This is a genomic window from Frigoribacterium sp. NPDC087798 (assembly GCF_044742985.1).
GTDB lineage: Bacteria > Actinomycetota > Actinomycetes > Actinomycetales > Microbacteriaceae > Frigoribacterium.
Map to the genome: position 1 here is coordinate 14,777 of NZ_JBIUVP010000004.1, position 24,262 is coordinate 39,038.

A 24,262-nucleotide genomic window follows, 5' to 3' on the forward strand; every position below is an offset into this window, starting at 1 on the left:
TGCGGTGGGGGCCGTCGGCACGACGACCCGGTCTGGGGGTGGGGAGCCGAGGAGGCGCGGGGCGCGCCGGTCGCGCAGCGCGCCTCCTCGGGTCGGGAGGCGGTCGGTCAGCCCTTCACGCTCGAGCCGACGTCGGTCGAGATGAAGTAGCGCTGGAACACGATGAACAGCAGCACGACCGGAGCGGCCAGCACGACGGCGCCCGCGAGGGTCGCGCCGAACGGGTTCGCCGCGGTCGCCGCCACGTTGCTGATGTAGTTCGCCAGCGACACGGCGAGCGGCTGCATCGACGCCTCCTTGGTGATGAGGAACGGCCAGAGGAACTCGTTCCACGGACCGATGAAGGTCAGCAGCAGGGCCGTGACCAGCGCCGGGCGCACGAGCGGCAACGCGATGTTCCACAGCAGCCGGAACTCGCCGGTGCCGTCGATGCGCGCGGCCTCGAAGAGCTCCTTCGGCAGCTGCAGGAAGTACTGCCGGAAGATGATCACCGCCGTCGAGTTGATGGCGAACGGCAGGATCATGCCCAGGTAGTTGTCGCTCAGCCCGTAGTTGCGCGCGATGAGCACGTACAGCGGGATGATCAGCAGCTGGAAGGGCACCACCTGCACGAGCAGCGCCAGCGCGAAGGTGACCCCGCGACCACGCCACTGCAGCACGGCCAGCGCGTAGCCGACCAGCACCCCGAACACGAGGGTGCAGGCGAGCACGCCGACCGTGAAGATGCCCGAGTTGAGCAGGCCGCTGAGCAGCCCGATGCGGCTGTCGATCGCGGCGTAGTTCTCGACCGTCAGGTTCGACGGGTGGGGGAACGCCCCGGCCACGGTCGGGTCGGGCTTGGTCTGCAGCGACCCGATCACCATGTAGTAGAACGGGAAGAGGAACGCCAGGGCGCCGATCGCCAGCACGACGCCGCGCAGCGTGGTCTGGGCCCGGGTCAACGGCGGCTTCTTGCCGACCCGCAGGGGGCGGGCGGTGGTCTCGTCGGAGACGGTCATCTCAGTCCTCCTTTCCGCCGGCGAACCGGTTCTGCAGCAGGGCGATGACCAGCACGAGGATCACGAGCACGACGCCGATCGCGGCGGCCTGGTCGGGGTTCCCCTGCTCGATGCCCTTCTGGTACATCAGCAGCACGGGCGAGGTCGACGCGCCGTTCGGCCCGCCTCCCCCGGTCAGCAGGTACGGCTCGGTGAAGAGGTTCGCCCCGGTGACGGTCGAGACGAGCAGCACGAGCACGGTGGCCGGACGCACGCCCGGGACGGTGACGGTGAAGAACGACCGGATCGGGCCGGCACCGTCGCTCGAGGCCGCCTCGTACAGCTCCTTCGGCACGTTCTGGAGCGCCGCGAGGTACAGCAGGATGTAGAACCCGAGCTGCTTCCAGGTGACGAACAACGCGATCGAGGGCATGGCCCAGGCCGAGTTGATCAGCCACGACGGGGTCGGGGCCAACGGCCCGAGCACGTTGTTCACGAGACCGTCGCCGTTGAAGAGGAACAACCAGACCGCGACGACGGCGACGCTCGCCGTCAGGTACGGCACGTAGAACGCCACCCGCAGGAACCCCCGGAAGTGCGCGACCTTGTCGAGCGCCGTGGCGAGCACCATGCTCAGCACGACGGTCAGCGGCACGTTGATGACCAGGAAGACGCCGACGTTGCCGAACGAGCGGATGACCGCCGGGTCGGTGAACGCGGTGACGAAGTTGTCGAGGCCGACGAAGGGCCGCGCGACGACGGCACCGGGCGCCGTGAAGAAGTAGTCGTGGAACGCGATGTAGACCGCGTAGACCAACGGGTACGCGAACACCGCCAGCACGAACACCAGGTAGGGCGCGCTGAACAGCAGGCCGAGCGGGTGCTTGCCGAGGGGGCCGCCCCGCCGACGCCCGCGCGGGTCGCCGTCGCGGCGACGGCCCGCCCGGTGCCCGGAGCCGGGACCCCCCGAGGAGGCGCGGTGCGCCTCCTCGGCTCGTCCGGCGGTCGGCGACGCTGCCGCCGCCTCGTGCACGGTGGACACGATCAGCCCTGCGCCGCGAGCTCGTCGATCTTGTCCGCGGCGTCCTTGAGCGACGAGTCGACGTCGCCCTTGCCGAAGATCACGCTGCTCGACCACGCGTCGCGGAAGGCCTGCAACTCGGCGACGGTGTTCGGGCCGGCCGGCACCTCGACCGTGCGGGCCGCCTGGTCGCCGAAGAGCGCGTACGAGGGGTTCGCGTCGAAGTAGTCGGAGTAGGTCGAGGCCAGGTCGGTGCGGATCGGCATCTGGCCCGTCGTCTCGAGCAGGGCGCGGTCCTGGTCGCTGCTGGTGGAGAACTTCAGGAAGTCCCACGCCGTGCCCTGGTTCTCGCAGGCCGTGTACATGCCGACGTTCTTCGCGTCGCTGAACGTGTAGGTCTCGTCGGCGCTCGTGCCGTCCTGGGTCGGGACGGGCACGGCACCCCAGTTGACGTCCTTATAGACCGACACGGCCCACGGCCCGACGATCGACATCGCGGCCTCGCCGTCGGCGAACGAGTCGCCCGTGTACTGCTCCTGGTCGGCCAGCCCCTGCTCGTAGAGCGAGCGCCAGAAGGTCGCCACGTCCTCGCCGGCGGTGTCGGCGAAGGTCGCCTTGCCGTCCTCGACGAGGCCGGTGCCGCCCGTCTCGGCCGCGTAGAGCGGCATGAAGTCGAACTGCGACTGGAAGAACTCGCTCGTCGGCGCCGGGTGGATGGCGTACTTCGAGACGCCGGCGTCGACCAGGGTCTTCGACGTCGCGAGGAAGTCGTCGTAGGTCGACAGGTCGGGGTTCTCGGCGTCGAGGCCGGCCTTCGTGAAGAGGTCCTTGTTGTAGAAGATCATCACCGGGTTCGACTTCCAGGGCAGCTGGTAGTACTTGCCGTCGGCGTCCTGGTACTGCTTCGCGAGGTCGCCACTGCGCTCCTCGATGTAGCTCGCGCCGTCGTCGAAGCTCGACAGGTCGACCAGGCCGCCCTGCTTCTGGAACTGCCCGACCGCGCTGGGGGCCGTGTTGTAGACGAGGCAGGGGGCGTTGCCGGCCGTGATGGCGGCGCCGATGACCTCTTCGCTCGACTTGCCGGCCGGGATCTCCTGCCCCTTGACCTGCTCGTCGGGGTGGTCGGCGTTCCAGGCCTCGACCATGGCCTTGCCCCAGGTCACCTCCTGCTCGTTGTTCGAGTACCAGATGGTGATGGGGCCCTTGGCGGTGAGGGCGTCGCTCGAGGCGCCGCCGCCGCCGGAGCAGGCGGTCAGGCCGAGGGCGGCGACCAGGACGGTCGCGCCGAGGGTCGCGCGGCGGGTGAAGCGTGTGCGTCGTTGCACGGTGTTCTCCTTGGGTGGGTGGTGCTGCGGGTGTGGCTAGGGGGTGGTCTGAGGCACGGGGGCGTGCGGGTCGGTGCGGTAGAAGTACAGGTCGCGGTGGCCGGCGGGGGCGTCCCAGCCCTGGGCGAAGGTCCAGCGGCCGCCGATCTGCTGCAGGCCGCCCCAGCTGAGCGACCCGCCGGACGTGAGGGCGAGCTGGTCGACCGGACGCCCGACGTCGTAGAGCGCCTGGCTCGCCGCGAAGACCCCGTCGACGTCGTGGAAGACGTCCAGCACGAGTCGGCCGTCACCCGTGACGATCGCGGCGGCGACCTCGTGCAGGTGGCCGCCGACGCCCGACAGGTCGAGGTACGGCACGGGCTCGAAGGTCCAGTGGCGCAGGTCGTCCGAGCGGCCGACGTGCAGCACGCCGTCGAAACCCTCGCTGACGAACATGAGGTAGTCCCCGTCGTCGCGGCCGCCGCTGCCGCTGCCGCCGCCGCTGCCGCCGAGGCGGACCGCGTTCCCGTGCTCGTCGCGCGGGATGACGGCGCCCTTGGCCCAGAGCCGCGTCTGCTCGTGGTCCGCGATCGGGCCGAGCTTCTGCCAGGTCACGAGGTCGTCGCTGACGGCGACCAGCAGGTCGATGCCGACCGCCTGGACGGGGTAACCGGGGCTCGGGTGCGCGACCCGCGCCTCCTCGGTGATCGGGAAGACGCCGTTGTAGAACAGCCAGAAGCGACCCTCGGCGCGGTAGACCTTGGGGTCCTCGGTGCCGAGCAGTTCGTCGTCGAGGGTGGGACGGACGACCGGGTTGGCCGGGTCGTCGACCCAGGCGGCACCGGGTGCGGGTTCGCCGTCGGGGGTGAGGGCGAGGGTGGCGTGGCCGATGCGGCTGCCGAGGCTCTCCTTGCGGGGCGAGGCCCGGTAGAAGAGGTGCAGCGTGCCGTCGTGCTCGATCAGGCTGGGGTTGTAGAGCGACTCGCTCGTCCAGCCGAGCCCGTCGGGGTCGGGCCACTGGCCGTCCAGGGTGAAGGTGAACGCCGGGTCGACGGTGAAGGGGCCGACCGCCCAGTCGGGGCGGGCCGAGTCGTAGGCGGCGGGGCTCGAGAAGGTCAGCTGCGAGAGGGCGCCGGTGAGCTCGTTGCGGTGGACGAGGGCCTCGTCGAGGACCGTCCGGAGGCGCTCCCGGGTCAGCGGGACGAGGTACGGCTTCGAGGCGGCGCGCGCCACGTCGGCGTCGGGCCCGGTGTCGGCGCGCGTGGCGTCGGTGCTCGTTGTGTCGGTGCTCGTGGCGTCGGGCCCGGTGTCGACGCGCGTCGTGTCGGGCCCGGTGTCGGCGCTCGCCTCGGTGCTCGTCGTGTCACTGGCGGTCGTCATCGGGGCACCCACTTCGTCGTGTGCGGTCTCACTGGTCTACCGAAACGTTTCGGTAGATCGAGAAGCTAGCACGTCCGCCGCCGCGCCGGAACCCCTCCCGGCGCGATCTCCCGACCCGCGCCTCCTGACCTGACGCCCGACGGGCACCCACCGGGCTCCCGCCGCAGGGCGCACCACGCTCGCGTCGTCGAACCACCTCGGAGCGTGGTTCGACGACGCGAGCGTGGTGCGTCCTCGACGCCCGGGCGCCGAGCGAACTCTGACGCAGCGCAGGGCGGCGCGGGGCGCCGCGGGGTCAGCGGGCGGCGGGGCCCGTCGACGCGCGGACCAGCAGCCGGGCGGGCTCGATCTCGGCGTCGGTGACGGCCTCGCCCTCGACGGCCGAGAGCAGGAGGCGCGCCGCCTCGGCCCCGATCAGCCGCGGAGCCGTCGTCAGCGTGGTCAGCCCGGGGCGCACGTACGACCCGAGCTCGATGCCGTCGAACCCGGCCACGCTGACGTCGTCGGGCACACGGACCCCGAGCCGGTCGAGCTCGGTCATGAACCCGATGGCGGCCAGGTCGTTGGCGCAGAAGACGGCGGTGGGCCGGTCGTGGACCGGTGCGTCCGGGCCGAAGAGGCGAGCGGCGGCCCGGGCGCCCCCGTCGTAGGTGAAGTCGGCCTCGACGACCGCCCCGGGCTCGTGCCCGGCTCCGGCGACGGCGTCCCGCCAGGCGGCCCCGCGACGCCGCGAGTGCACGAAGCGCCCGGGCCCGGCGACGTGGGCGAACCGCCGATGACCGAGCGACACGAGGTGCTCGACGAGCTCGCCGATGCCGGCCGAGTCGTCCTGTCGCACGGCGGGCAGGGGGAAGTCCCCGGCCGGGTTGACCCCGACGGCGGGCAGGTCGAGCTCGCGGACCAGCTCGACGCGCGGGTCGTCCACCGTCAGCTCGTTCAGGACGACGCCGTCGACCCGACGTCCGGCCGCGAGCCGGCGATAGCGGTCGAGCGGTTCGTCCGCCGCCGACCCCATCTGCAGGATGAGCGCGTACCCGCGCGGGTCGAGCACCGACTCGAGCCCGCCGATGAAGCTGCCGAAGAACGGGTCGGACTCGAGCACGAACGGGTCGCGGTGCACGACGAGCCCGACGGTGAACGCCCGCTTGGCGCTCAGGCTGCGGCCCCGGACGCTCGGCACGAAGCCGAGGTCGTCGGCGGCCTGCCGGATGCGCGCGCGGGTCTGCTCCGAGACGCCGGGGCGACCGTTGAGGGCGCTGCTGACCGAACTGATCGCGACGCCGGCCCGGGCCGCGACCTCGACGATGGTGACCCGCTCTGCCACGCCGCGCCTCCTCGTCCTCGCCGGTGCCGATGCCCGTGTGCGCCCGCTGCGCCCCCACGATGCTACTGACCCGCCGCAGCCGCCACCCGCGCGTGGACCGCCCGGCCCTAGGGTCGGGGCATGCTCATCGTCTCGCTCGTCGCGGCCTCGCTCGCCGCCCTGCTGCACCTCTACATCTTCGTGATGGAGTCCTTCCTCTGGACCACCCCCCGCGTCCGCGCGACCTTCGGCATCACCGACGACGTCCAGGCCGAGCACACGAAGCCGCTCGCCTACAACCAGGGCTTCTACAACCTGTTCCTCGCGATCGTCACGATCGTGGGCGTCGTGCTGATCGCCGCCGGAGGGGCAGGAGGCGCGGGCAGCGCCTTCGAGGCATCCCCCTCGGGCACCGCCCTGCTCGTCGCGGGCACGGGGTCGATGCTCGCCGCCGCGCTCGTCCTGCTGCTCTCGGACCGCACGAAGACCCGCGCCGCGGTCACGCAGGGGTTCCTCCCGCTCGTCGCGCTCGTCACGCTGCTCATCGCCGCCGCGTGACCGGGTTCGGCCGCACTACCCTGGGCGGGTGACCGACGTGACCGACGCCACCCGCGCCTCCTCCGCCCCCGACGCCGCGACGGCCGACGCCGCTCGGGCCGCTGCCCCGGCCGCCCCGACGACGCACTGGACGCTGACGCTCGTCTGCCAGGACCGGCCCGGCATCGTCCACGCGATCAGCGGTGCCGTCGTGCAGGCGGGCGGCAACATCACCGAGTCGGCGCAGTTCTCGAGCCACGACACCGGCACGTTCTTCATGCGCCTGCAGGTCGAGGCCCCCGGCGAGCGCGACGCGTTCGAGGCGGCACTGGCGCCCGTGCTCGCGCACTACGACGTGCAGGCGAAGCTCGACGTCGTCGGTCGCCCGACCCGCACGCTCGTGCTCGCGAGCAAGGCGGCGCACTGCGTCAACGACCTGCTGTTCCGGCAGCGGGCAGGTCAGCTGCCGATCGAGGTGCCGTTGATCCTGGCGAACCACGACGACCTGTCGGGGCTCGCCGAGTTCTACGGCAAGCGGTTCGAGCACCACCCGGTCACCGACCCCGAGTCGAAGGCGGCGTTCGAGGCGCGCGTGCTGCAGGTCGTCGACCGCTACGACGTCGAGCTGGTCGTGCTCGCCCGCTACATGCAGATCCTCAGCCCCGAACTCTGCGCCGCGCTCGAGGGGCGGGCGATCAACATCCACCACTCGTTCCTGCCCGGGTTCAAGGGCGCGAACCCCTACCGCCAGGCGCACGCCCGCGGCGTGAAGCTGATCGGCGCGACGGCGCACTTCGTCACGAGCGACCTCGACGAGGGGCCGATCATCGAGCAGAACGTGGTCCGCGTCGACCACACCCGCAGCGCCCCCGAGCTGATGGCGATCGGCCAGGACGAAGAGAGCCGCACGCTGACCCAGGCCGTCCGCTGGTTCGCCGAGGACCGCGTGCTGCTCGACGGCGCCCGCACCATCGTCTTCCGCTAGCCCCGCCCGGGCACACCGGCCGTACGCTGGACGCGTGACCCCGACCGACCCCGCCCCCTCCCCCGTCCCGGCCCGCGGCGGCCCGGTCGGCCCCCTCGACGTGGTGCGGTTCGTCACGCTGATCCTCGCCTTCCTGAGCCTCGGCTTCTGGGGCTACCTCGCCTGGCCGTTCCCGTTCCCGTCGCTGGCGTTCATGATCGGCGCGCCGCTCTTCGCGATCGTCGTGTGGGGCCTGTTCCGTTCGCCACGCGCCCCGATCCCGACCGACGCCGTCGGCAAGGCCCTGGTCGAGATCGCGATCATGGGTGCCGTGGTCGCCGCCTGGGCCATGCTCGGCTACCCGGTCGTCGCCGTGGCGTTCGCCGTCCTGGCCGGCGTCACGGGCGTCCTGGCCTTCCGTCGCGAGAACGGCCGGGGGGCCCGCCGGTGACGACCACCCTGTTCTCCGACGCCCGCAAGGTCGACGCCGACGGCGTGGTCGAGGGCTTCTGGATGCTCGTCGACGGCGACGTGATCGTCGCCACCGGCGCCACGGTGCCGGGGGCGCGCGCGGCGGCCGGGGCGAGGCACGGGGTCGATGCGACCCGCGCCTCCTCGGCGGCGTCGGGTGCACCCGACGACCCGACCGCAGGAGGCGCGGTGCCGCCCCCCGCGGACGTCACGGTCGACCTCGCGGGCGCCACGCTCACCCCGGGGCTGATCGACCTGCACACGCACGGAGGCGGCGGGCACGCCTTCGACGGCGGGCCGGACGACCTCGACGCGGGACTCGCGCTGCACCGCCGGCACGGCACGACGCGCTCGTTGGTCAGCCTCGTCGCGAACCCGGTGCCGGTGCTGTCCCGGTCGCTCGGGCTGGTCGGTGACCTGATGCGTCGTGATCCGCTCGTGCTCGGGGCACACCTCGAAGGACCGTTCCTGGCGCCCGACCGGCGGGGAGCCCACGCCCCGCACTTCCTGCTCGAACCGGACGCCGCCACGGTCGAGAGCCTCCTCGAGGCCGGCGACGGCGTCGTCCGTCAGGTCACCCTCGCCCCCGAGCTGCCCGGCGGGCTCGACGCGATCGACCGGCTCGTCAGCTCGGGCGTGGTCGCCGCCGTCGGGCACACCGAGGCCGACTTCGACCTCGCCCGCGCGGCGTTCGACCGCGGCGCGAGCCTCGTGACCCACGCGTTCAACGCCATGGCCGGCATCCACCACCGCGACCCGGGGCCGCTCGTCGCGGCGGTCGGCGACGAACGCGTGACGATCGAGCTGATCCTCGACGGCGTGCACGTGCACCCGGCCGTAGCGGACCTCGTGCTGCGCTCGGCGCCCCGGCGGGTCGCCCTCATCACCGACGCGATGGCCGCGGCCGGAGCCGCCGACGGCGACTACCGCATCGGCGAACTCGGGGTGACGGTCGAGCACGGCGTCGCCACGCTCACGGGCACGTCGACCATCGCGGGTTCGACCCTGACGCAGGACGCCGCCCTGCGCATCGCCGTCCTCCGGACCGGACTCTCGGCCGTCGACGCCGTCGCGGCGCTGACGCTCGTGCCGGCCCGCGTGCTCGGCCTCGACGCCGGGAGCGGGCGAGCGGGCACGTCCGGAGCGCAGGCCGTCGTCGCGCGCACGGCGCAGGACCCGGCGCAGGGCGCTGGGCTGGGCACGGCGCCGGGCACGGCGCAGGCCGCCGGGGCCCGACCGTCGCTCGGGCGCCTGGCCCCGGGTCACGCCGCCGACGCCGTCGCGTGGCACGACGACTGGACGGTCGCCCGGGTCTGGGCCGCCGGCCGCGAACTGCGCACCGGCTGATCCCCGACAGCCGGCCCCGCCCCGCTCCGCCCCGCTCCGCTCCGCCCGACACTGCACCGCGTTTCGTGCACGGCACCGCGACGAGTTGCGGTGCCGTGCACGAAACGCGGTGCCGTGAGTCGGAGCCGTGGGGCGTCGGGCTCGCCGAGCGGCCCTACCCCTTCAGGTCGGGGAAGTCCGCGTCGCGCCACTCGGCCGCGGCCCGCTCGCCCGACCGGGCCAGCGCCTCCTCGCGGTCACGCAGCTCGACGCGTCGGATCTTGCCCGAGATCGTCTTCGGCAGCTCGGCGAACTCGACCCGCCGGACCCGCTCGTAGGCGGGCAACGACACCCGGGCGTGAGCCAGGACGGCCCGCGCGGTCTCGGCGTCGGGTGCCCACCCCTCGGCCAGGGTCACGTACGCCTTGACGATGTTCAGCCGGGTGTCGTCGGGTGCCGGCACGACCGCGGACTCGGCGACGGCCGGGTGCTCGATCAGCATGCTCTCGACCTCGAACGGCGAGACCTTGTAGTCCGACGACTTGAAGACGTCGTCGGTGCGGCCGACGAAGGTGATCATGCCGTCGGCGTCGCGCACCGCCACGTCGCCGGTGTGGAACAGCCCGTCGCGCATCGACGACTCGGTGCGGGCGGCGTCGCCGAGGTAGCCGGTCATCAGGTTGACGGGCCGCGTGGCGAGGTCGAGGCAGACCTCGCCCTCGTCGCCGACGACACCCGTGACGGGGTCGACCAGCACGACCTCGACGCCGGGCAGGGCGCGCCCCATCGAGCCGGCCTTGATCGTGCCGCCGGGCGCGTTGGCGACGATGGCGGTCGTCTCGGTCTGCCCGTACCCGTCGCGGATGTCCAGGCCCCAGCCCTGCTGCACGCGCCCGATCACCTCGGGGTTGAGCGGTTCGCCGGCCGAGAGCGCCTCGCGCAGGGCGCTCGGCCGCGAACCCAGGGACGACTGGATCAGCATCCGCCACACGGTCGGCGGCGCACAGAACGAGGTCACCCGGGCACGCTCGAGCTGGTCGCGGAGCTCGGCCGGGCGGAAGCGACCGTAGTTGTAGACGAACACGGTGGCCTCGGCGGTCCACGGCGCGAAGAAGCAGCTCCAGGCGTGCTTGCCCCAGCCCGGCGACGAGATCGTCATGTGCACGTCCCCCGGCTGCACGCCCAGCCAGTACGTCGTGGTCAGGTGCCCGACGGGGTACGAGGCGTGCGAGTGCACGACCATCTTCGGCTTGCTCGTCGTGCCCGACGTGAAGTAGACGAGGCAGGCGTCCTCGGTCGCCGTCGTGACGTCGGGGCGGTCCCAGGAGGCGCGGTGCGAGTCCCCGAAGGACGTCCAGCCCGCGGGGGTCGCGTCGCCCTCGGGGACGACCGCGATCCGCGTGACGGCCTCGACCCCGTCGACCCCCGCGAACGCCGGGGCGTCGGCCGCGTTGGCGATCACGTGCCGGACGAGCCCGCGGTCGATGCGGTCGGCGAGGTCGGCGCTGCCGAGCACGGTCGACGTCGGCAGGATGACCGCGCCCACCTTCATCACCGCGAGCATGGCCTCCCACAGCTCGACCTGGTTGCCGAGCATGAGCATGACGTGGTCGCCCTTGGCGACGCCGAGGTCGTGCAGCCACGCGGCGACCTGGTCGCTGCGCCGACGCATGGCGTCGAACGACACCCGCTGCTCGGAGCCGTCCTCCTCGACGATCCAGAGCGCCGTGCGGTCGTTGCCGTCGGCGACCACGTCGAACCAGTCGGTCGCCCAGTTGAAGCGGTCGCCGACGTCCGGCCAGCGGAACTCGTCGCTCGCCCGGTCGAGGTCGTGCCCGAGCCCCAGCAGGTGGTCGCGGGCCGCCCGGTAGGCGGCGGTGGCCGGGGCCTCGGCGGGTGCGGATGCGGGTGCGTCGGACATCCCGCCATCATGCACCCCCACCCATGCCGGGCCCGGCATGCGGGAGAGCCGCTCGCCTAGGGTCGTGACATGACGAACGACGCGACCCGCGCCTCCTCATCCGCCGACCCGTCCGCCCGCCGGCGGCCCGCGCTCGAGATCGCGGTGACGAGCGCCGCCGGGGCCGTCACGGCCCGCGACGGCGGAGCCGACCGGGTCGAACTCTGCAGCGCCCTCGAGCTCGGGGGCGTCACCCCGTCGCAGGGCCTCGTCGAGGCGGCCGTCGCGACGGGCGTGCCCGTGCACGCGCTGGTGCGGTGCCGGCCCGGCGGGTTCGCGTACGACGCGGACGAGCTCGACGTGATGGTGCGCGAGATCCGGGCGCTGGTGCGCTCGGGCGTGGCCGGCGTCGTCGTGGGCGCGCTGCGCGAGGACGGCTCGCTGGACGTCGACGCCCTCCGCTGGTTCGTCGAAGCCGCGCTCGACGCCGCCGCACCTCGGGACCGGGTCGCCGGACCGCAGGACGTCGCCGAGGTCCCTCCGCGCGGCGTGGGGTCTGCGCGGGTTCCCGGGGTCTCACCACTCGAGCCGCGCACGCTGGAGTCGCTCCCGCTCGAGCCGCGCACGCTCGAGCCGCGCCCACTGGAGATCACCGTCCACCGGGCCGTGGACCGTGCGGCGGACCCGGTCGCGGCGGTGACGGCCCTGGCGGGGCTGGGCGTCACGCGCGTGCTGACGTCGGGCGGCTCCTCCACGGTCGGGGCGGGTCTGGCGTCGGGGGTGCTGCCGCGCCTCGTCGAGGTCGCGGGCGACGTGCAGGTGATGGCCGGGGGCGGCGTTCAGCTCGGCGACGTCCCGGCGCTCGTGGCCGCGGGGGTCGACGCCGTCCACCTCTCGGCGAAGCGGGTGCGGGCCGTGCGCGCCTCCTCGTCCCGGTCGGGGACGACCGTGTCGCTCGGCACCGAGGCGTCGACCGACTCGTGGTTCGAGACCGACCACGACCTGGTCCGCGCCGCCCGTCACGCCCTCGACCAGGCCTGATCCGGCGGCCGCCGCGACGCCGACGGGGCCCGTCCCGGGGTCCCGACCCGCGCCTCCTCCCCAGGGTCCCGACCCGCGCCTCCTGCCCGACTCCTGCCCACCTCGGCGACCGCCCCCGGTCGCGGGGGTGCACAGTGGAGCGATGACATCGACGTCCCTCCTCGTGATCGGCGGCACCGGGCAGATCAGCGCCTCGGTGGTGCGGCAGGCCCTGCGCGACGGTCTGGCCGTGACCGTGCTGAACCGCGGAAGCACCACGATCCGGCCCGTGCCCGCGGGCGTCGAGCAGCTCGTCGCCGACGTCCGGGACGAGGAGGCGCTGGTCGCCGCCCTGGACGGGCGTCGCTTCGACTCGGTGGCCGACTTCCTGACCTTCACGCCCGACCAGCTCGCCTCGATGCTGCGCGTGGTGGCCCCGCTCACCGACCAGTACGTCTTCATCGGTTCGGCGTCGGCCTACCAGAAGCCCCCGGTGACGTTGCCGATCACCGAGGCGACGCCGCTCTTCAACCCGTGGTGGTCGTACTCGCGCGACAAGATCGCCTGCGAGCGCCTGTTGCGCGACGAGCACCTCGCCGGGCGGGTGCAGGCGACCGTGGTCCGGCCGTCGCACACCTACGACGAGACGCACGTGCCGCTGCTCGGCGGCTGGACCCCGATCGAGCGCATGCGCCGCGGGGACGCGGTCGTGCTGCACGGCGACGGCACCTCGCTCTGGGCGCTGACCCACTCGAGCGACTTCGCCCGCGCGTTCGTCGGATTGCTCGGGCACCCCGGCGCCCTGGGCGAGGCGTTCCACATCATGTCGCCCGAGCTGCTCACCTGGAACATGATCGCGCGCGACCTCGCCGACGCCGCGGGGGCGTCGCTGCACGTCGTCCACCGCACGACGCAGGTCCTGACCGACGAGGTGCCCGAGTGGACGGCCGACCTCTGCGGCGACCGCAGCCACCCCGCCGTGTTCGACACGTCGAAGATCCGCGCGCTGGTGCCCGGGTGGGAGGCGCGCGTCCCCTTCGCCGAGGGAGCCCGCCAGATCGTCGCGTGGCACGACGCCGACGCCTCCCGGCGCACGGTCGACCCCTGGGTCGACGACGCCTACGAGCGGCTCGTCGCGCTCTAGCCCGGACTCGGGTCCCGACCCCGGCCCGGCCCCCGGCCCCGGGCCCCGGCCCCGGCCCGTTGGAGCTTCGGGTCGACGTCGCACCACCGTCGCGTCGTCGAACCACCCGGGGCGTGGTTCCACGACCCGGGCGTGGTGCGACCTCGGCCCCGGGCCCGGCCACCGACCCGCCGACGCACCGCCAGCTGGACGCCGCACCGCCAGCTCGACGTCGCACCACCGTCGCGTCCTCGAACCACCCGGGGGCGTGGTTCCACGACACGGGCGTGGTGCGACCTCGGCCCCGGGCCGGGCCACCGGGCCACCGGGCCGGGCCGGGCCACCGGGCCGGGCCGGGCCGGGCCGGGCCGGGCCGCCGACGCACCGCCGGCTGAACGTTGCACCGCCGATGTGGGCGGTGCGACGTTCAGTGGGCAGTGCGACGGTCAGTGGGCGGTGCGACGCAGCTCGGGTGCGGGCGCGGCTGCGGCCGTCGGGGCGCCAGCCGCCGCAGCCGCCGCAGCCGCCGCAGCCGCCGCACCAGCCGCAGCCGCCTCCGATCCGGCCCGGACCGCACGCACGGCGACGGGCAGCGTCAGCCGGAACACCGCGCCGGGCCGGCCGACCCCGGGAGGCTCGCAGACCAGGTCGCCGCCGTGGGCGCGCGCGAGACCGCGGGCGATGGGCAGCCCCAGGCCCGCGCCTCCGTCGCCGGACCGTCTGGCCTCGTCCAGCCGCACCAGCCGGTCGAACACCCGCTCGCGGTCGCGCTCGGGCACGCCGGGGCCGTCGTCGGACACGAGCACCGCGACCTCGTCGGCACGCGACGCGTCGAGCCAGAGCGTCACCCGCCCCGTGCCCCCCGTCGCCCGGGCGGCGTTGTCGACCAGGTTGCCGACGATCTGCGAGACCCGACCCGCGTCGGCCGCCACCACGACCGGGCCGTCGGGCAGCAGGACGCGCAGGTCGAGCGACGGCCGTCGCAGCCGCTGACGCTCGACGTCGGCGAGCAATGACGCCCCGAGGTCGACGGGTGCGACGTCCAGCGAGATGCCCTGGTCGACGCGGGCCATCAGCAGCATGTCGTCGATCAACCGGGAGGCGCGCTCGGCCTCGCGCACCACGTGCGTCGCCAGCCGCTCGCGTTCGTCGGCCGTGCCGGGCGACCGCACGAGGGTGTCGGCCGCGGCGCGCATCCCGGCGACGGGGGTGCGCAGCTCGTGGGCGGCGTCCGACACGAACGCGCGCACCCGCGTCTCGGCGTCGAGCGCGGCCCGCTCGGCCCCTTCGACGCCGTCGAGCATCTCGTCGAAGGCGACGGCGACCCGGCCGATCTCGGTGTCGCGTCGGGCCGGCCGCAGGCGTCGTCCCCGGTCGCCGTGTGCGATCGACCGGGCGACGCCGGTCATCCGGTCGAGCGGCCGCAGGGTGGCCCGCACCACGAGGGCGAGGCCGATCGCCGCGATCAGCAGGAACGCCGCGGAGGCGCCGATCATCGACCAGCGCAGCTGCACCAGGGTCTCGCCCACCGACCGTGAGTCCGTGGTCAGGGTGATCGTCGACCCGTCGCTGAGCTGCGAGACGAGCGTGGTCACCTCGTCGTCGCTCCGCACCTCGGACGAGGTGACCGTGACCGCGTCGGACGAGGAGGTGCCGGTCGCGTCCCCGGCGTCGGTGCCGCTCGAGGAGTCGGTGCCGGTCTCATCGGTGCCGGTGCCGGTGCCGGTGCCGTCCGGGCTGCCGTTGCCCGCGCCTCCTGGTCCGTCGTCGAGCCCCGAGGCCGGGCCGCCGCGTCCGGGGCCGTCGCCGAGCGAGGGCGGGCCCTCGCGCAGCTGGTCGGGGCTCGGGCCGGCGACGATGGCGTCGCCGTCGGCGTCGCGGATGACGACCGAGAGCCCCTGGGCCGAGAGCCGGTCGGCGAGCTCGTCGCCGTCGACCGTGCCGACCAGGGCGGCGGCGGCCGCGGCGCGGTCCGACAGCCGGTCGACGACCTGGGCGCGGAGCCTCTGGCCGAGCGTGAGCTCGACCGTCACGGCGAGCGCCGCCAGCAGGACGGCCAGCAGCAGCAGCACGGCGACGACCGTGCGGACGCGCAACGAGCCGGTGCGCAGCCCGGGGGTGGCGGTCTCGGGGGCCGGCACCGCGCCTCCTCGGGGGTGGTGTCCCGTCGAGAGCGCGGCGGGACGGCGGGCGCGCCTCACGCGCTCATCCGGTAGCCGAGGCCGCGGACGGTGTGGATCAGGCGGGGGCCCCGGGTCTCCATCTTGCGGCGCAGGGCGCTGAGGTGCACCTCGACGAGGTTGGGGTCGTAGTCGTCGTAGCCCCAGACCTGGGTGAGGATCTGCGTCTTCGAGACGGTGCGTCCGCGGCTCTCGGCGAGGAAGCCGAGCAGGCGGAACTCGGTCGCGGTGAGGTCGAGTGGTTCGCCGCCGCGCGTGATGCGGGCCGCCTCGGGGTCGACGACGAGGTCGCCGATCTCGATCACCGACGGGATGCGGCCGCGGCGGCGGAGGACGGCCGTGACGCGCGCGATCAGTTCGGCGACGGCGAAGGGCTTGACCACGTAGTCGTCGACGCCCTCGGAGAAGCCGCGCAGCCGGTCGTCGACCTCGTCGCGGGCGGTCAGCATGACGACAGCGGCGTCGGACGAGGTGCGGATCGTGCTCGCGAGCCGGATGCCGCTCGCCCCGGGCAGCATCCAGTCGAGCACGACGAGGTCGGGCACGAACGCCTTCAGCTGTTCGGACAGGTCGGAGCCGTCCGCGAGACCGTGCACGGCGAAGCCCTCGGCGCCCAGCGCGGTGACGACGGCGGTGCGGATGGTCTCGTCGTCGTCGATCACGAGGACACGGGCGGGGCTGAGCATCCTCGGAACGGTAGGGCCGGTCGGTGGGCGGAGGCTATGGACGGGCTGGGGGTGCGGTGTGGGTCGCGTGGTCGCGGACTGCCACCAGGGGTGGACCGCAGACGGGCTCGGCCTGCCGCTAGGGTCGGCGCATGGGGAGACAGCGCCGACGACGGCAACTCGTCGCGGGCGGCGTGCTGCTGGGGCTGTCGCTGCTCGCGTTCTGGCTCGGAGGGCCGATCTCGGCCCGGTGGCCGTCGGCCTACCTGACCGTGGGGTTGGCGGCGTTCGGGCTCTTCTTGGTCGCCCTGTGGTTGTTCCTCCTCGTCATCGCCGAGCGTGAGGGGCCGCCCTCTGGCGCCCCGACCCTCCCGACCCGTCCGAGTTCCCCGGGCTGGTGGCCGTTCCAGCGGCGGCAGCCTCCGATCCCTCCGGACCTGGATGAGTTCTCCTCCGCCCCCTGGCGCCACCACGTCTGGGACGACCGGGTCGTCCCCGCACTCCGTCGCGTCGATGCCGACGAGACCCTCGAGCTGTTGCTCATCGACGACCGAGGCGAAGGCCCGATCGGCACGAAGAGGCAGATCGTCGTGGCGTTCTCCACCCAGGACCTCTTGCTCATGTCGGCCGCGCTGGAGGCGGACGCCGAGGACTCCCGCGACCCCTACCCGGCCAGGGAGATCGGCTTCGATGCGCAGGACGCACTCGCCTGGTCGCGTCGGGCCGCCCGCGCCGCCCGCGACGCGCCGGCCCCCCGGCCCGGCCCGCCGCGCACCACTGCCGTCGGCGCACGACGCATCGCGTGGACCGCCTGGGCGCTCGAGGACGATGCCGGGGGCGACGAGAACCGAGATCCGTGGTTCGCCGTTCCCCTCGACCAGCTCGAGGCCGTGCTGAACACCCTCCATGAGGTGGCGAAGGGCACCATCGACGTCGATCTCGGTGCCACCCACCGACCCGACGCCCAGCGGCCCGACGACTTCGGGACCGCCAGCGTCGAGGACGGACACGACGAACGCCTTGTGGCCGACGAGCTGGTAGGACGCCTACGCCAAGTCCTCCGGCACGCGCACGAGCCCGACCCGGCACCGGCATTCAGTCCCACCGACACCTGACTCGTCCGTGCCGAACCACCGAGACGGATCGATGCGGGGAGGCGCCGCTGGACCGTCGGTGAACGGGTTCTACGGAAGGGCCGGAGGCACGGTGCGGGCCGGGTCACCGGCGCCGCCGAGGTCGGGGTCGAGGTGGGCGAGGACGAACGGGTCGACGCAGCCCCGGGCGAAACCGCGGATGCGTCGGTCGATGTCGCGCTGCAGGAGGACGGCGCCGATGCGCTCGGCCACGGGCGCCAGCCACGCCGGCTTGCACGAGAAGTTGTAGCGCCAGACGGCCTCGGTCGAGCTCGGGTCGCCGTCGACCTCGCTGAACCGCCATCCCCCGCCCATGCGCGCGAAGAACCACGACCCCTTCGTCATCTGCATGCCGACGTTCGTCGGTGGGTTGTACGAGACGTACTCGCTCTCCATCCGGAACCCGAAACGCTGCACGGTGAACGTCCGGACCCCCTTGGCGGCCCGTGGCGCACCGCCGACGAGGTACTGCCGCCGGATGAACGGGTCCCACCGCTTGCGCGCCTCCCCCTGGGTCTGCGACACCGCGAAGGCGACGCGGAGGTCGACAGGAACGACGCACCGGGACTCGACGACGGGCACGGGCTCATCGTCGCACCTCCGGACGTCCGGGCGACCACGGGCGTGGAAAGATCAGGACAGATCTGTCGACACCCGACCCCGAGGAGCGACGTGCTCGCACGAGACGTGACCGAGAAGAGATTCACTCCGACCCGCTTCCGCGACGGCTACGCGATGGAGGACGTTGACCCGTTCCTCGAGCGCATCCGGGCCACCCTCGCGGCCTACGAGCAGGGGACCACCGTCGGCCTCCTGGCGGACGTCGACGTCGTGGCCGCCCGGTTCCGACCGACGAGGTTCAGGGAAGGCTACGACCAGGACGAGGTCGACGACTTCCTGGACCAGGTCGTCGTCGAGCTCAGGGGACGACAGTCCGCCGGGGGTCGCTGACCGCGTCCCGACGACGCGTCAGCCGCGGGCGTGGCGCACGTACGCGACGATCGCGTTGGCGTGACCGTGGCCCAGGCCGTGTTCGGATTTGAGCCACGACACCACCTGCATGTGCGCGTCCTCGTCGAGACGCTCGTCGACCAGGTCGAGCCACTCCTGGACCGGCCGCCCGTAGGTGCGCTCGATGCTCGGGAAGTACGACGCCGGGCCGCTGGCCTTCTGGCCGTCGGCGGGCGGTTCGGGTGCCAGGACGCGTCGCTCGGACATGCCGTGACGGTAGCAGTGTGTGACGGCATATCGCGATCGACGTCCACGACCTTCCCGAACGGGGCATGTCGCCGAGCAGGACGCCCCTGGCACTCTAGGTCGGTGCCCGTGTCTGACCCTGCTGCGCCCTCGTCCCCCGCCGACGGGACACTCCCCGACCGCCGCCTCCCCGTGCCCGTCATCCGCGCGCGCCGCCGAGGACCACATCAGATCGATCTCGTCCTTGCGGTCGGCCAGCGTGACGAACCTCCGTACCTGGCGGGGATCACCCACCTCGCCGAGCATCTACTCATCCGTCTCGCCGGTAGCGACGCCACGTTCAAGGACGGCGAGACAGGCCTGTCGACGGTGATCTTCAGCACGACAGGCACGGCCGAAGGCTGCCTCGACTTCGCTCGACGGATCACCGCCGCGATCGCCGAGGTCGATCAGCTGACCGACGACGAGGTCGCTCTGGAACTCTCCATCGTCGAGCGTGAAGACCCCTTGAGATTCCACGAGACGATTCCTTCACTGTCGACCATCAGATGGGGTTTCAGCGGCGCAGGCATGTACGGTGCCGGCTGCTCAACCCTGCCCACCCTCACGAGGGACGACGTCGTGAGCTGGGTCCGGCGGTGGTTCACCGGCGACCACGCCGCCGTCGTTCTGACCGGCCCCTGGGACGACGACGCCGAGCCCGGACTCGAGCTCCCGGGCCCGCCGTCGGATCGCCGACGCCGGCCCGTCGATCCAACGAGCATCGAGACCCCAGTCGCTGTACCCACCTCCCTCGGTGGGGCGGCGCTCTCGCTCGTCGTGCCGGTCGCGATGGCCCCCTCACTCGGCCATGCCGCTGAGCTGGAGTTCTTCCTGCAGCTGCGCCACGACCGAGGCCTGGCTTATCAGGTCGAGGTCATGACCGAACGCATCGACGCCGACACCGTCCAACTGGACGTCGTCGTCGGTGCCGGTACGGATCGCGCCCGCGAAGCCGCCGTGGCCCTGGTCGACTTGGCGCGACGCCTCGGCCATGAGGGGTTCTCCTCGATCGCGATCGACCGCGCTCGACTCTCAGCCACATTGACGATGGCCGACGAAGACGCCCGGGCCGAGCTGGACGCCCGGGACGCCGTTCGTTCCCTCTTGCTCGGCGACCCCGCGACCGACGCGGCGGTCGATCTCTCCGAGGCATCACATGTCGACGGCGAAGACCTCCGAACAGCGTGGTCGTCGGCCCTGCGAACGGCGGTCGTGATGGTCGACGAAGACACGGACCTCGGTGACCCCGAGGAGTTCGCGAGGGCGCTCGGCATGCCCTTCGACGATCTGACACCCTCGATCGAGCTGCGAGCATCTGAGGCCACGCGGGCCATGCGAGGGCACCGGACGTGGCGCAATTCGGTCGTACCGATTCTGGCTTCGGACCGGGTAGGCATCGTCGACGACCGCTTGGTCGTGAGGTCCGGCGACCGCGGTTGGGCCGTCGGCCTGGGCGATGTCGCCGTCGCCGTCGCCTCAGACGAGGAAGTCGTCCTGGTGATGGGTGACGGCCGGCGGTTGCGGATCGAGCGGGATGGTTGGTTCCGGGGTGCATCGTTGGTCGCCACGACGGTCGCGGCCGTCGAGCGGCTCGCTCCAGAGCGACTTCGACGCGTGCCAGCTGCATCGCCGGGGTCTGTGGAAGCCACCGCCCGCACTTAAGCCCCGCTTCAGATTCGGTTCCGAGAGTGGTGTCTGCCGGAGGGAACGCCCCGACCGCCAGCCGCACCGCGGCTCGCCCGGCACCCGACATCTGGAGACACCATGGCGAAGGACACCACCCCCGACGGCCGCGACGACGACCGTCGCGACGAGAACACCCCCGCGCAGGACGATGCGTGGGCCGAGCGACTGCGTCGTGAGGACGAGGACCAGGGCGCCCGTGCGACGACCGAGCTGCCGGCCCGGCCGTCGGGCCAGCCCACGGCCCCGACCACCCCGATCGTCGCCGACGACCAGCGCACCCGCGAACTGCCCACGGACGGCAGCGCGTTCCGGGCCGAGTCGACCCCGCGACGGCGCCCGAGGAAGGGCCTGCTCGTCGGCATCGGCATCGCGGCGGCCGGCCTCGCCCTGGTCGGGACCAGCACCGCCGTCGCGGTGTCGAACGCCGGGAGCCCGACCAGCGCCTCCTCGAGTGCGACTCCGGGACGGGACGACGCGACGGACCAGGCCGACGGTTCACGCCAGGGGCCGGGAGAACGAGGCTCCGACGACGCCACCGGTGCACCCACCGACGCACCGACCCCGCCTGCTGCGGGTGACGACTCGGACGAGAGCACTCCGGCCGAGGGCACCGGGCCCGACGGCGAAACCCTGCCGACCCCCGGCACCGGGCCCGACGGCAAGGCTCTGCCGACCCCGGGCGTCGGCCCCGAGGGCGAAGCCCTGCCGGCCCCCGGCACCGGCCCCGACGGGAAGGCTCTGCCCGAGGCACCGGAGGGCGGCCCCGCCGCCGGCGGCCCGATGGCTGGCGGACCGCAGGGCCCGGGAGAGAAGCGCGGCCCGGGCCACGGCCCCGGCGAGAAGGGCGGCCCGAAGACGGACTCCGGCGACACCGAGGACGACTCCGACCGCCCCACCCCGCCGACGGACGCGCCCGCCCCTCCCACGGACGCGCCGACCCCCACCCCCGGCACCGACGAGGGCTCGGGCTCGTAGGCCGCCGGCCGCACCGGCCGTCAGGGCGCCGGCCGCTCGGAAGCGCCGGCACCGGTCAGCACGGCAGGCTCCGTCGGAACAGCAGGCTCCGTCAGAACAGCAGGCTCCGTCAGAACCGCGTGGTGATGCCGCCCTCGACGACGGGTGGCACACCGCGGCGGTCGGCCGAGCCCCGCACCGTGGCGATCTCGTTCCACTTGTCGATCGTGGTGCAGGGGTGCGAGACGCCGAGCCGCACCAGGTCGCCGACCTGCAGCCCCGACGCCGGGTCCAGCCGCAGGAAGGCGTGCTGGTCGTTGAGGGCCGACACGTGCGACCCGTCGAGCACCCCCGGGAGGCGCCGGTCGGCCGCCTGCGGACGCCACGCCTCGAGCGGCACCGGGAACCCCTCGTCGTCCGACGTGTCGCGCCGTCCGACGTTGAGCAGGGCGAGCCCGGGCTCGGGACGGGACACCACGGACGCCCAGAGCTCGAGGGTCGGCAGGAACGAGGGCTCGATCGTCGGCCCCTCGACCTGCTCGGCGTCGAACCCCGCGGCCTGCTCGGCGTCGAACCCCTCGGCCGCTCCGTCGAACCCGGTGAGTTCGCCGTCGGTCGGCCCGCCCATCTCGCGGTCGGCCTGCGACCCCGCCGAACCGTCGCCGACGACGACCGTGACGTCGGCGTCGACGCCGGCCGCGCCTCCTGCGGTCGACGGCACGGCGTGACGGGTCGACGGCATCGTGTCGCGGGCGAACGGGGTCAGCCGGCGATAGAGGTCGTGGTCGTGGGCGACGTACGAACCCGACCGCAGCACGACGCGCGTGCGCGGCCCCTGCAACCCCGAAGGGTCGTGCCGGTCGCCGAGCACGGCGACGACCCGGTCGAAGTAGACGCTGCCGCCGGCGGTCACCACCACGTCGTGACCCCTCGACAGCCACGGGTCGAAGGCCGGCGCACCGATGCCGTCGAGCACCTCGAGGAGCCCCCGCAGGTAGTCGTCGACCACGGCGATGCCGGCCGCGTCGACGTCGTGCGTGAGGGCGCCCTCGTACCCGGCCACCCCGGCCAGGACGAGGTGCGGTGCCGCCGCCACGGCCTCGGCGACGAGCAGCGCCTCGCGCACGGACCGCGCGCCGGTCCGGCCGAGCGGCGACCCGAACTCGACCAGCACGGCGAGCGGACGCTCGCCCTCGGCCCGCGCCAGGGCGGCGTCGACGAGGCGCACCGTCTCGACCGAGTCGACCCACATGAGCACGTCGACGCCGGGTGCGGCGAGCGCCGCGAGGGTCGCGGGCGCGAACGCGGTCCCCGCCAGGACGACGTTCGGCACACCGGCCTCGCGCGCAACGGCGACCTGGAACGCCGTCGCGAGCGTGATGCCCCACGCGCCGGCGTCGAGCTGCCGGCGCCAGATCTCGGGTGCCATCGTCGTCTTGCCGTGCGGCGCCAGGTCGACCCCGGCCTCGCGACACCAGGCGGCCATGGTCTCGACGTTGTGGGTGAGGGCGTCGAGGTCGATCGTGAGCAGCGGGGTCGCGAGGTCGATCAGCGGGACCGGCCGGGGCTCGCGGCCGAAGCCCACCTTGGTGGGGGCGGGGGCGGACGGGGTCGAGGACGACGTGGTCATGGGGCCTTCCGACGGGTGCGGTTCGGGGGTGGGCGGAGTGGTGCTGCGGTCAGGCCGTGTGTCGGTACCTGACGGTAGTTTTGCAGCCACCCCCGACGGGCGACACCTCACGTCGGGCCCACCGACCATCCACCAGAGAAGAGCAGACCTGTGAGCGAGAAGACCGAAGTCCGCACCGGCGGCGCCCCCACCCCCATCTCGACCTTCTCGCAGGGCGTGCTCAAGAACGGGTTCCTCAGCGTGTCGGGCCAGGGCCCGCAAGACCCCGCCACGAGCGAGTACCTGCACCCCGGCGACCTGACGTCGCAGACCGTCCGCACGCTCGACAACGTCAAGGCGATCGTCGAGGGCGCCGGCGGGACGTTCGACGACGTCGTGTCGCTGCGCGTGTTCCTCACCACGCGCGACGACTTCGCCGAGATGAACGCCGCGTACGAGACCTACCTGCTGCAGAACGTCCCGAGCGGGGTGTTCCCCACCCGCACGACGGTGTTCGTCGAGCTGCCGAACGAGGCCATGCTCGTCGAGATCGACGCGCTCGCCATCCTCAGCTGACGCGCTGCCGCCTTGCGGGCCTGCGGCCTGCGGCCCTGCCGAGCTGCCGCCCTGCCGCTCGTCGACAGCGGGCCAGTTCGAACTTTCCGGCCCCACACGATCGCCCGCCGGCCCCGGACACGCCCGTGTTCGGAGTCGTGCGGCGTCCAGGCGGCACCACCGCAGGAGGCGCAGGTCAGTCGGCCGCGCCCGTCACGACCACGATCTTCCGTGACCACGTCGCGTCGGTCAGCTGGGCGAGCATGAAACGCGCCACGTCGGCACGGGTCACGTGGCTGCCCGCCCCCTGGGGCAACCGCGCCCCCGTGGCGAGCGACCCGGTCGCCGGATCGTCGGTGAGGCGCGTCGGGTAGACGAGCGTCCAGTCGAGTCCGCTCTCGCGCACCTCGGCGTCGGCGACGTCCTTGGCGGCGTAGACCTTGCCGAGCACGGTGTGGAAGAACATCTTCTGGAAGGTGTTCGCATCGGTCTGACTCTCGCCGACGCCGAAGGCCGAACAGACGACGAGTCGGTCGACGCCCGCGTCGTGCATCGCCGGCAGCAGGGCCCGCCCGACCTCGACCTCGACCGGGTGCCGCATGTTCCGCGAGCCGATCGCGTTCAGCACGGCGTCCTGGCCGACGACGGCGGCGCGGACGTCCTCGGCCGAGGTCGCATCCCCGGTGAGCACCCGGACGCCCTCCGTGACGTCGAGGGACGAGGCATTGCGGACGAGCACCGTCACGTCGTGCCCCGCCGACAGGGCGACCCGCAGGACGTGGGAGCCCGTGCCCCCGGTCGCTCCCAACACCAGAACCTTCATCGCGCCTCCTGTCGTTCATCGAAGCGAACACCGTCCGACCAAGAGCGGGCCGAGAACGCCTGCGCAGGGTCGCGGCAGGGCGGATCGGGCCA

Annotated in this window: 22 protein-coding genes and 2 pseudogenes; 12 read left to right on the forward strand and 12 right to left on the reverse strand. The window is 73.3% G+C overall.

Annotated features, from left to right (window positions below):
- Window positions 1–107: 107 nt before the first annotated feature.
- The 5 genes from ACIOSR_RS11630 to ACIOSR_RS11650 all read right to left on the reverse strand — a co-directional run bounded on the left by ACIOSR_RS11630 (window position 108) and on the right by ACIOSR_RS11650 (window position 6,006).
- Window positions 108–863, reverse strand: a complete 756-nt coding sequence (locus tag ACIOSR_RS11630; RefSeq protein WP_218141852.1) for a carbohydrate ABC transporter permease — start codon at window positions 861–863, stop codon at window positions 108–110.
- Window positions 864–999: 136 nt separating this feature from the next.
- Window positions 1,000–2,010, reverse strand: coding sequence for a carbohydrate ABC transporter permease (locus ACIOSR_RS11635; protein ID WP_056044485.1), 1,011 nt, complete (start codon window positions 2,008–2,010; stop codon window positions 1,000–1,002).
- Between the two features lie 11 nt (window positions 2,011–2,021).
- Window positions 2,022–3,323, reverse strand: a complete 1,302-nt coding sequence (locus ACIOSR_RS11640; protein WP_402752702.1) for an ABC transporter substrate-binding protein — start codon at window positions 3,321–3,323, stop codon at window positions 2,022–2,024.
- Between the two features lie 36 nt (window positions 3,324–3,359).
- On the reverse strand, window positions 3,360–4,682 hold the full coding sequence (locus ACIOSR_RS11645) for a hypothetical protein (RefSeq protein WP_402752703.1): 1,323 nt from the start codon (window positions 4,680–4,682) through the stop codon (window positions 3,360–3,362).
- Between the two features lie 295 nt (window positions 4,683–4,977).
- Window positions 4,978–6,006, reverse strand: coding sequence for a LacI family DNA-binding transcriptional regulator (locus ACIOSR_RS11650; protein WP_402752704.1), 1,029 nt, complete (start codon window positions 6,004–6,006; stop codon window positions 4,978–4,980).
- A 120-nt stretch (window positions 6,007–6,126) separates the two neighbouring features.
- Between ACIOSR_RS11650 and ACIOSR_RS11655 the strand changes: the two genes are divergently transcribed.
- From ACIOSR_RS11655 to ACIOSR_RS11670, 4 genes are all read left to right on the forward strand, one after another.
- Window positions 6,127–6,543 carry a DUF1304 domain-containing protein gene (locus tag ACIOSR_RS11655; protein ID WP_402752705.1) on the forward strand — a complete coding sequence of 139 codons (417 nt, stop codon included), beginning with the start codon at window positions 6,127–6,129 and terminating at the stop codon, window positions 6,541–6,543.
- 133 nt (window positions 6,544–6,676) lie between these two features.
- Window positions 6,677–7,507 (forward strand): formyltetrahydrofolate deformylase, encoded by an 831-nt coding sequence (gene purU, locus ACIOSR_RS11660; protein WP_055977478.1) that lies wholly within the window; start codon window positions 6,677–6,679, stop codon window positions 7,505–7,507.
- A 34-nt stretch (window positions 7,508–7,541) separates the two neighbouring features.
- A complete protein-coding gene (locus ACIOSR_RS11665; protein ID WP_056043326.1) occupies window positions 7,542–7,937 on the forward strand; it encodes a YrdB family protein in 396 nt (131 codons plus the stop codon).
- Entirely contained in the window at window positions 7,934–9,304 is a 1,371-nt protein-coding gene (locus tag ACIOSR_RS11670; RefSeq protein ID WP_402752706.1) for an N-acetylglucosamine-6-phosphate deacetylase, read from the forward strand. The genes ACIOSR_RS11665 and ACIOSR_RS11670 overlap by 4 nt, the downstream gene beginning before the upstream one ends.
- A 154-nt stretch (window positions 9,305–9,458) precedes the next feature.
- Here ACIOSR_RS11670 and ACIOSR_RS11675 read toward each other — a convergent pair whose 3' ends face one another.
- Entirely contained in the window at window positions 9,459–11,204 is a 1,746-nt protein-coding gene (locus tag ACIOSR_RS11675; protein ID WP_402752707.1) for an AMP-binding protein, read from the reverse strand.
- Window positions 11,205–11,273: 69 nt separating this feature from the next.
- Between ACIOSR_RS11675 and ACIOSR_RS11680 the strand changes: the two genes are divergently transcribed.
- Together ACIOSR_RS11680 and ACIOSR_RS11685 are read left to right on the forward strand one after the other, a co-directional pair.
- Window positions 11,274–12,224, forward strand: coding sequence for a copper homeostasis protein CutC (locus tag ACIOSR_RS11680; protein WP_402752708.1), 951 nt, complete (start codon window positions 11,274–11,276; stop codon window positions 12,222–12,224).
- Between the two features lie 142 nt (window positions 12,225–12,366).
- Window positions 12,367–13,347, forward strand: coding sequence for an NAD-dependent epimerase/dehydratase family protein (locus ACIOSR_RS11685; protein WP_056043339.1), 981 nt, complete (start codon window positions 12,367–12,369; stop codon window positions 13,345–13,347).
- Window positions 13,348–13,772: 425 nt separating this feature from the next.
- On the opposite strand, the gene ACIOSR_RS11690 is transcribed toward ACIOSR_RS11685, so the two are convergent.
- Complete coding sequence (locus ACIOSR_RS11690) at window positions 13,773–15,527, reverse strand: sensor histidine kinase (protein WP_402752709.1); 1,755 nt, start codon at window positions 15,525–15,527, stop codon at window positions 13,773–13,775.
- Window positions 15,524–16,192, reverse strand: coding sequence for a response regulator transcription factor (locus ACIOSR_RS11695; RefSeq protein ID WP_173153288.1), 669 nt, complete (start codon window positions 16,190–16,192; stop codon window positions 15,524–15,526). Before ACIOSR_RS11695 ends, ACIOSR_RS11690 begins: the two co-directional genes overlap by 4 nt.
- Before the next feature lie 131 nt (window positions 16,193–16,323).
- Between ACIOSR_RS11695 and ACIOSR_RS11700 the strand changes: the two genes are divergently transcribed.
- Window positions 16,324–17,286: a hypothetical protein gene (locus ACIOSR_RS11700; RefSeq protein WP_402752710.1), complete on the forward strand. Its 963-nt coding sequence runs from the start codon at window positions 16,324–16,326 to the stop codon at window positions 17,284–17,286.
- Window positions 17,287–17,355: 69 nt separating this feature from the next.
- Here ACIOSR_RS11700 and ACIOSR_RS11705 read toward each other — a convergent pair whose 3' ends face one another.
- Entirely contained in the window at window positions 17,356–17,886 is a 531-nt protein-coding gene (locus ACIOSR_RS11705) for an SRPBCC family protein (protein ID WP_402752711.1), read from the reverse strand.
- A 105-nt stretch (window positions 17,887–17,991) separates the two neighbouring features.
- On the opposite strand from ACIOSR_RS11705, the pseudogene ACIOSR_RS11710 reads away from it, so the two are divergent.
- Both ACIOSR_RS11710 and ACIOSR_RS11715 read left to right on the forward strand, forming a co-directional pair.
- Window positions 17,992–18,072, forward strand: a pseudogene (locus ACIOSR_RS11710) (DivIVA domain-containing protein); the annotation flags it as partial.
- Window positions 18,073–18,117: 45 nt separating this feature from the next.
- Window positions 18,118–18,228, forward strand: a pseudogene (locus tag ACIOSR_RS11715) (DivIVA domain-containing protein); the annotation flags it as partial.
- 45 nt (window positions 18,229–18,273) lie between these two features.
- Here ACIOSR_RS11715 and ACIOSR_RS11720 read toward each other — a convergent pair.
- The gene (locus tag ACIOSR_RS11720; RefSeq protein ID WP_267659302.1) at window positions 18,274–18,522 is read right to left on the reverse strand and encodes a DUF4287 domain-containing protein; all 249 of its coding nucleotides are present in this window, start codon (window positions 18,520–18,522) and stop codon (window positions 18,274–18,276) included.
- Between the two features lie 108 nt (window positions 18,523–18,630).
- On the opposite strand from ACIOSR_RS11720, the gene ACIOSR_RS11725 reads away from it, so the two are divergent.
- The gene (locus tag ACIOSR_RS11725) at window positions 18,631–20,205 is read left to right on the forward strand and encodes a hypothetical protein (RefSeq protein WP_402752712.1); all 1,575 of its coding nucleotides are present in this window, start codon (window positions 18,631–18,633) and stop codon (window positions 20,203–20,205) included.
- Window positions 20,206–20,307: 102 nt separating this feature from the next.
- Entirely contained in the window at window positions 20,308–21,204 is an 897-nt protein-coding gene (locus tag ACIOSR_RS11730) for a hypothetical protein (RefSeq protein WP_402752713.1), read from the forward strand.
- Between the two features lie 109 nt (window positions 21,205–21,313).
- Here ACIOSR_RS11730 and ACIOSR_RS11735 read toward each other — a convergent pair whose 3' ends face one another.
- Window positions 21,314–22,813 carry an alanine racemase gene (locus ACIOSR_RS11735; protein WP_402752714.1) on the reverse strand — a complete coding sequence of 500 codons (1,500 nt, stop codon included), beginning with the start codon at window positions 22,811–22,813 and terminating at the stop codon, window positions 21,314–21,316.
- Between the two features lie 150 nt (window positions 22,814–22,963).
- Here ACIOSR_RS11735 and ACIOSR_RS11740 point away from each other — a divergent pair, with 150 nt between their 5' ends.
- Entirely contained in the window at window positions 22,964–23,368 is a 405-nt protein-coding gene (locus ACIOSR_RS11740; protein ID WP_056043363.1) for a RidA family protein, read from the forward strand.
- Window positions 23,369–23,543: 175 nt separating this feature from the next.
- Here ACIOSR_RS11740 and ACIOSR_RS11745 read toward each other — a convergent pair whose 3' ends face one another.
- Window positions 23,544–24,170, reverse strand: a complete 627-nt coding sequence (locus ACIOSR_RS11745) for an NAD(P)-dependent oxidoreductase (protein WP_402752715.1) — start codon at window positions 24,168–24,170, stop codon at window positions 23,544–23,546.
- Window positions 24,171–24,262 lie beyond the last annotated feature (92 nt).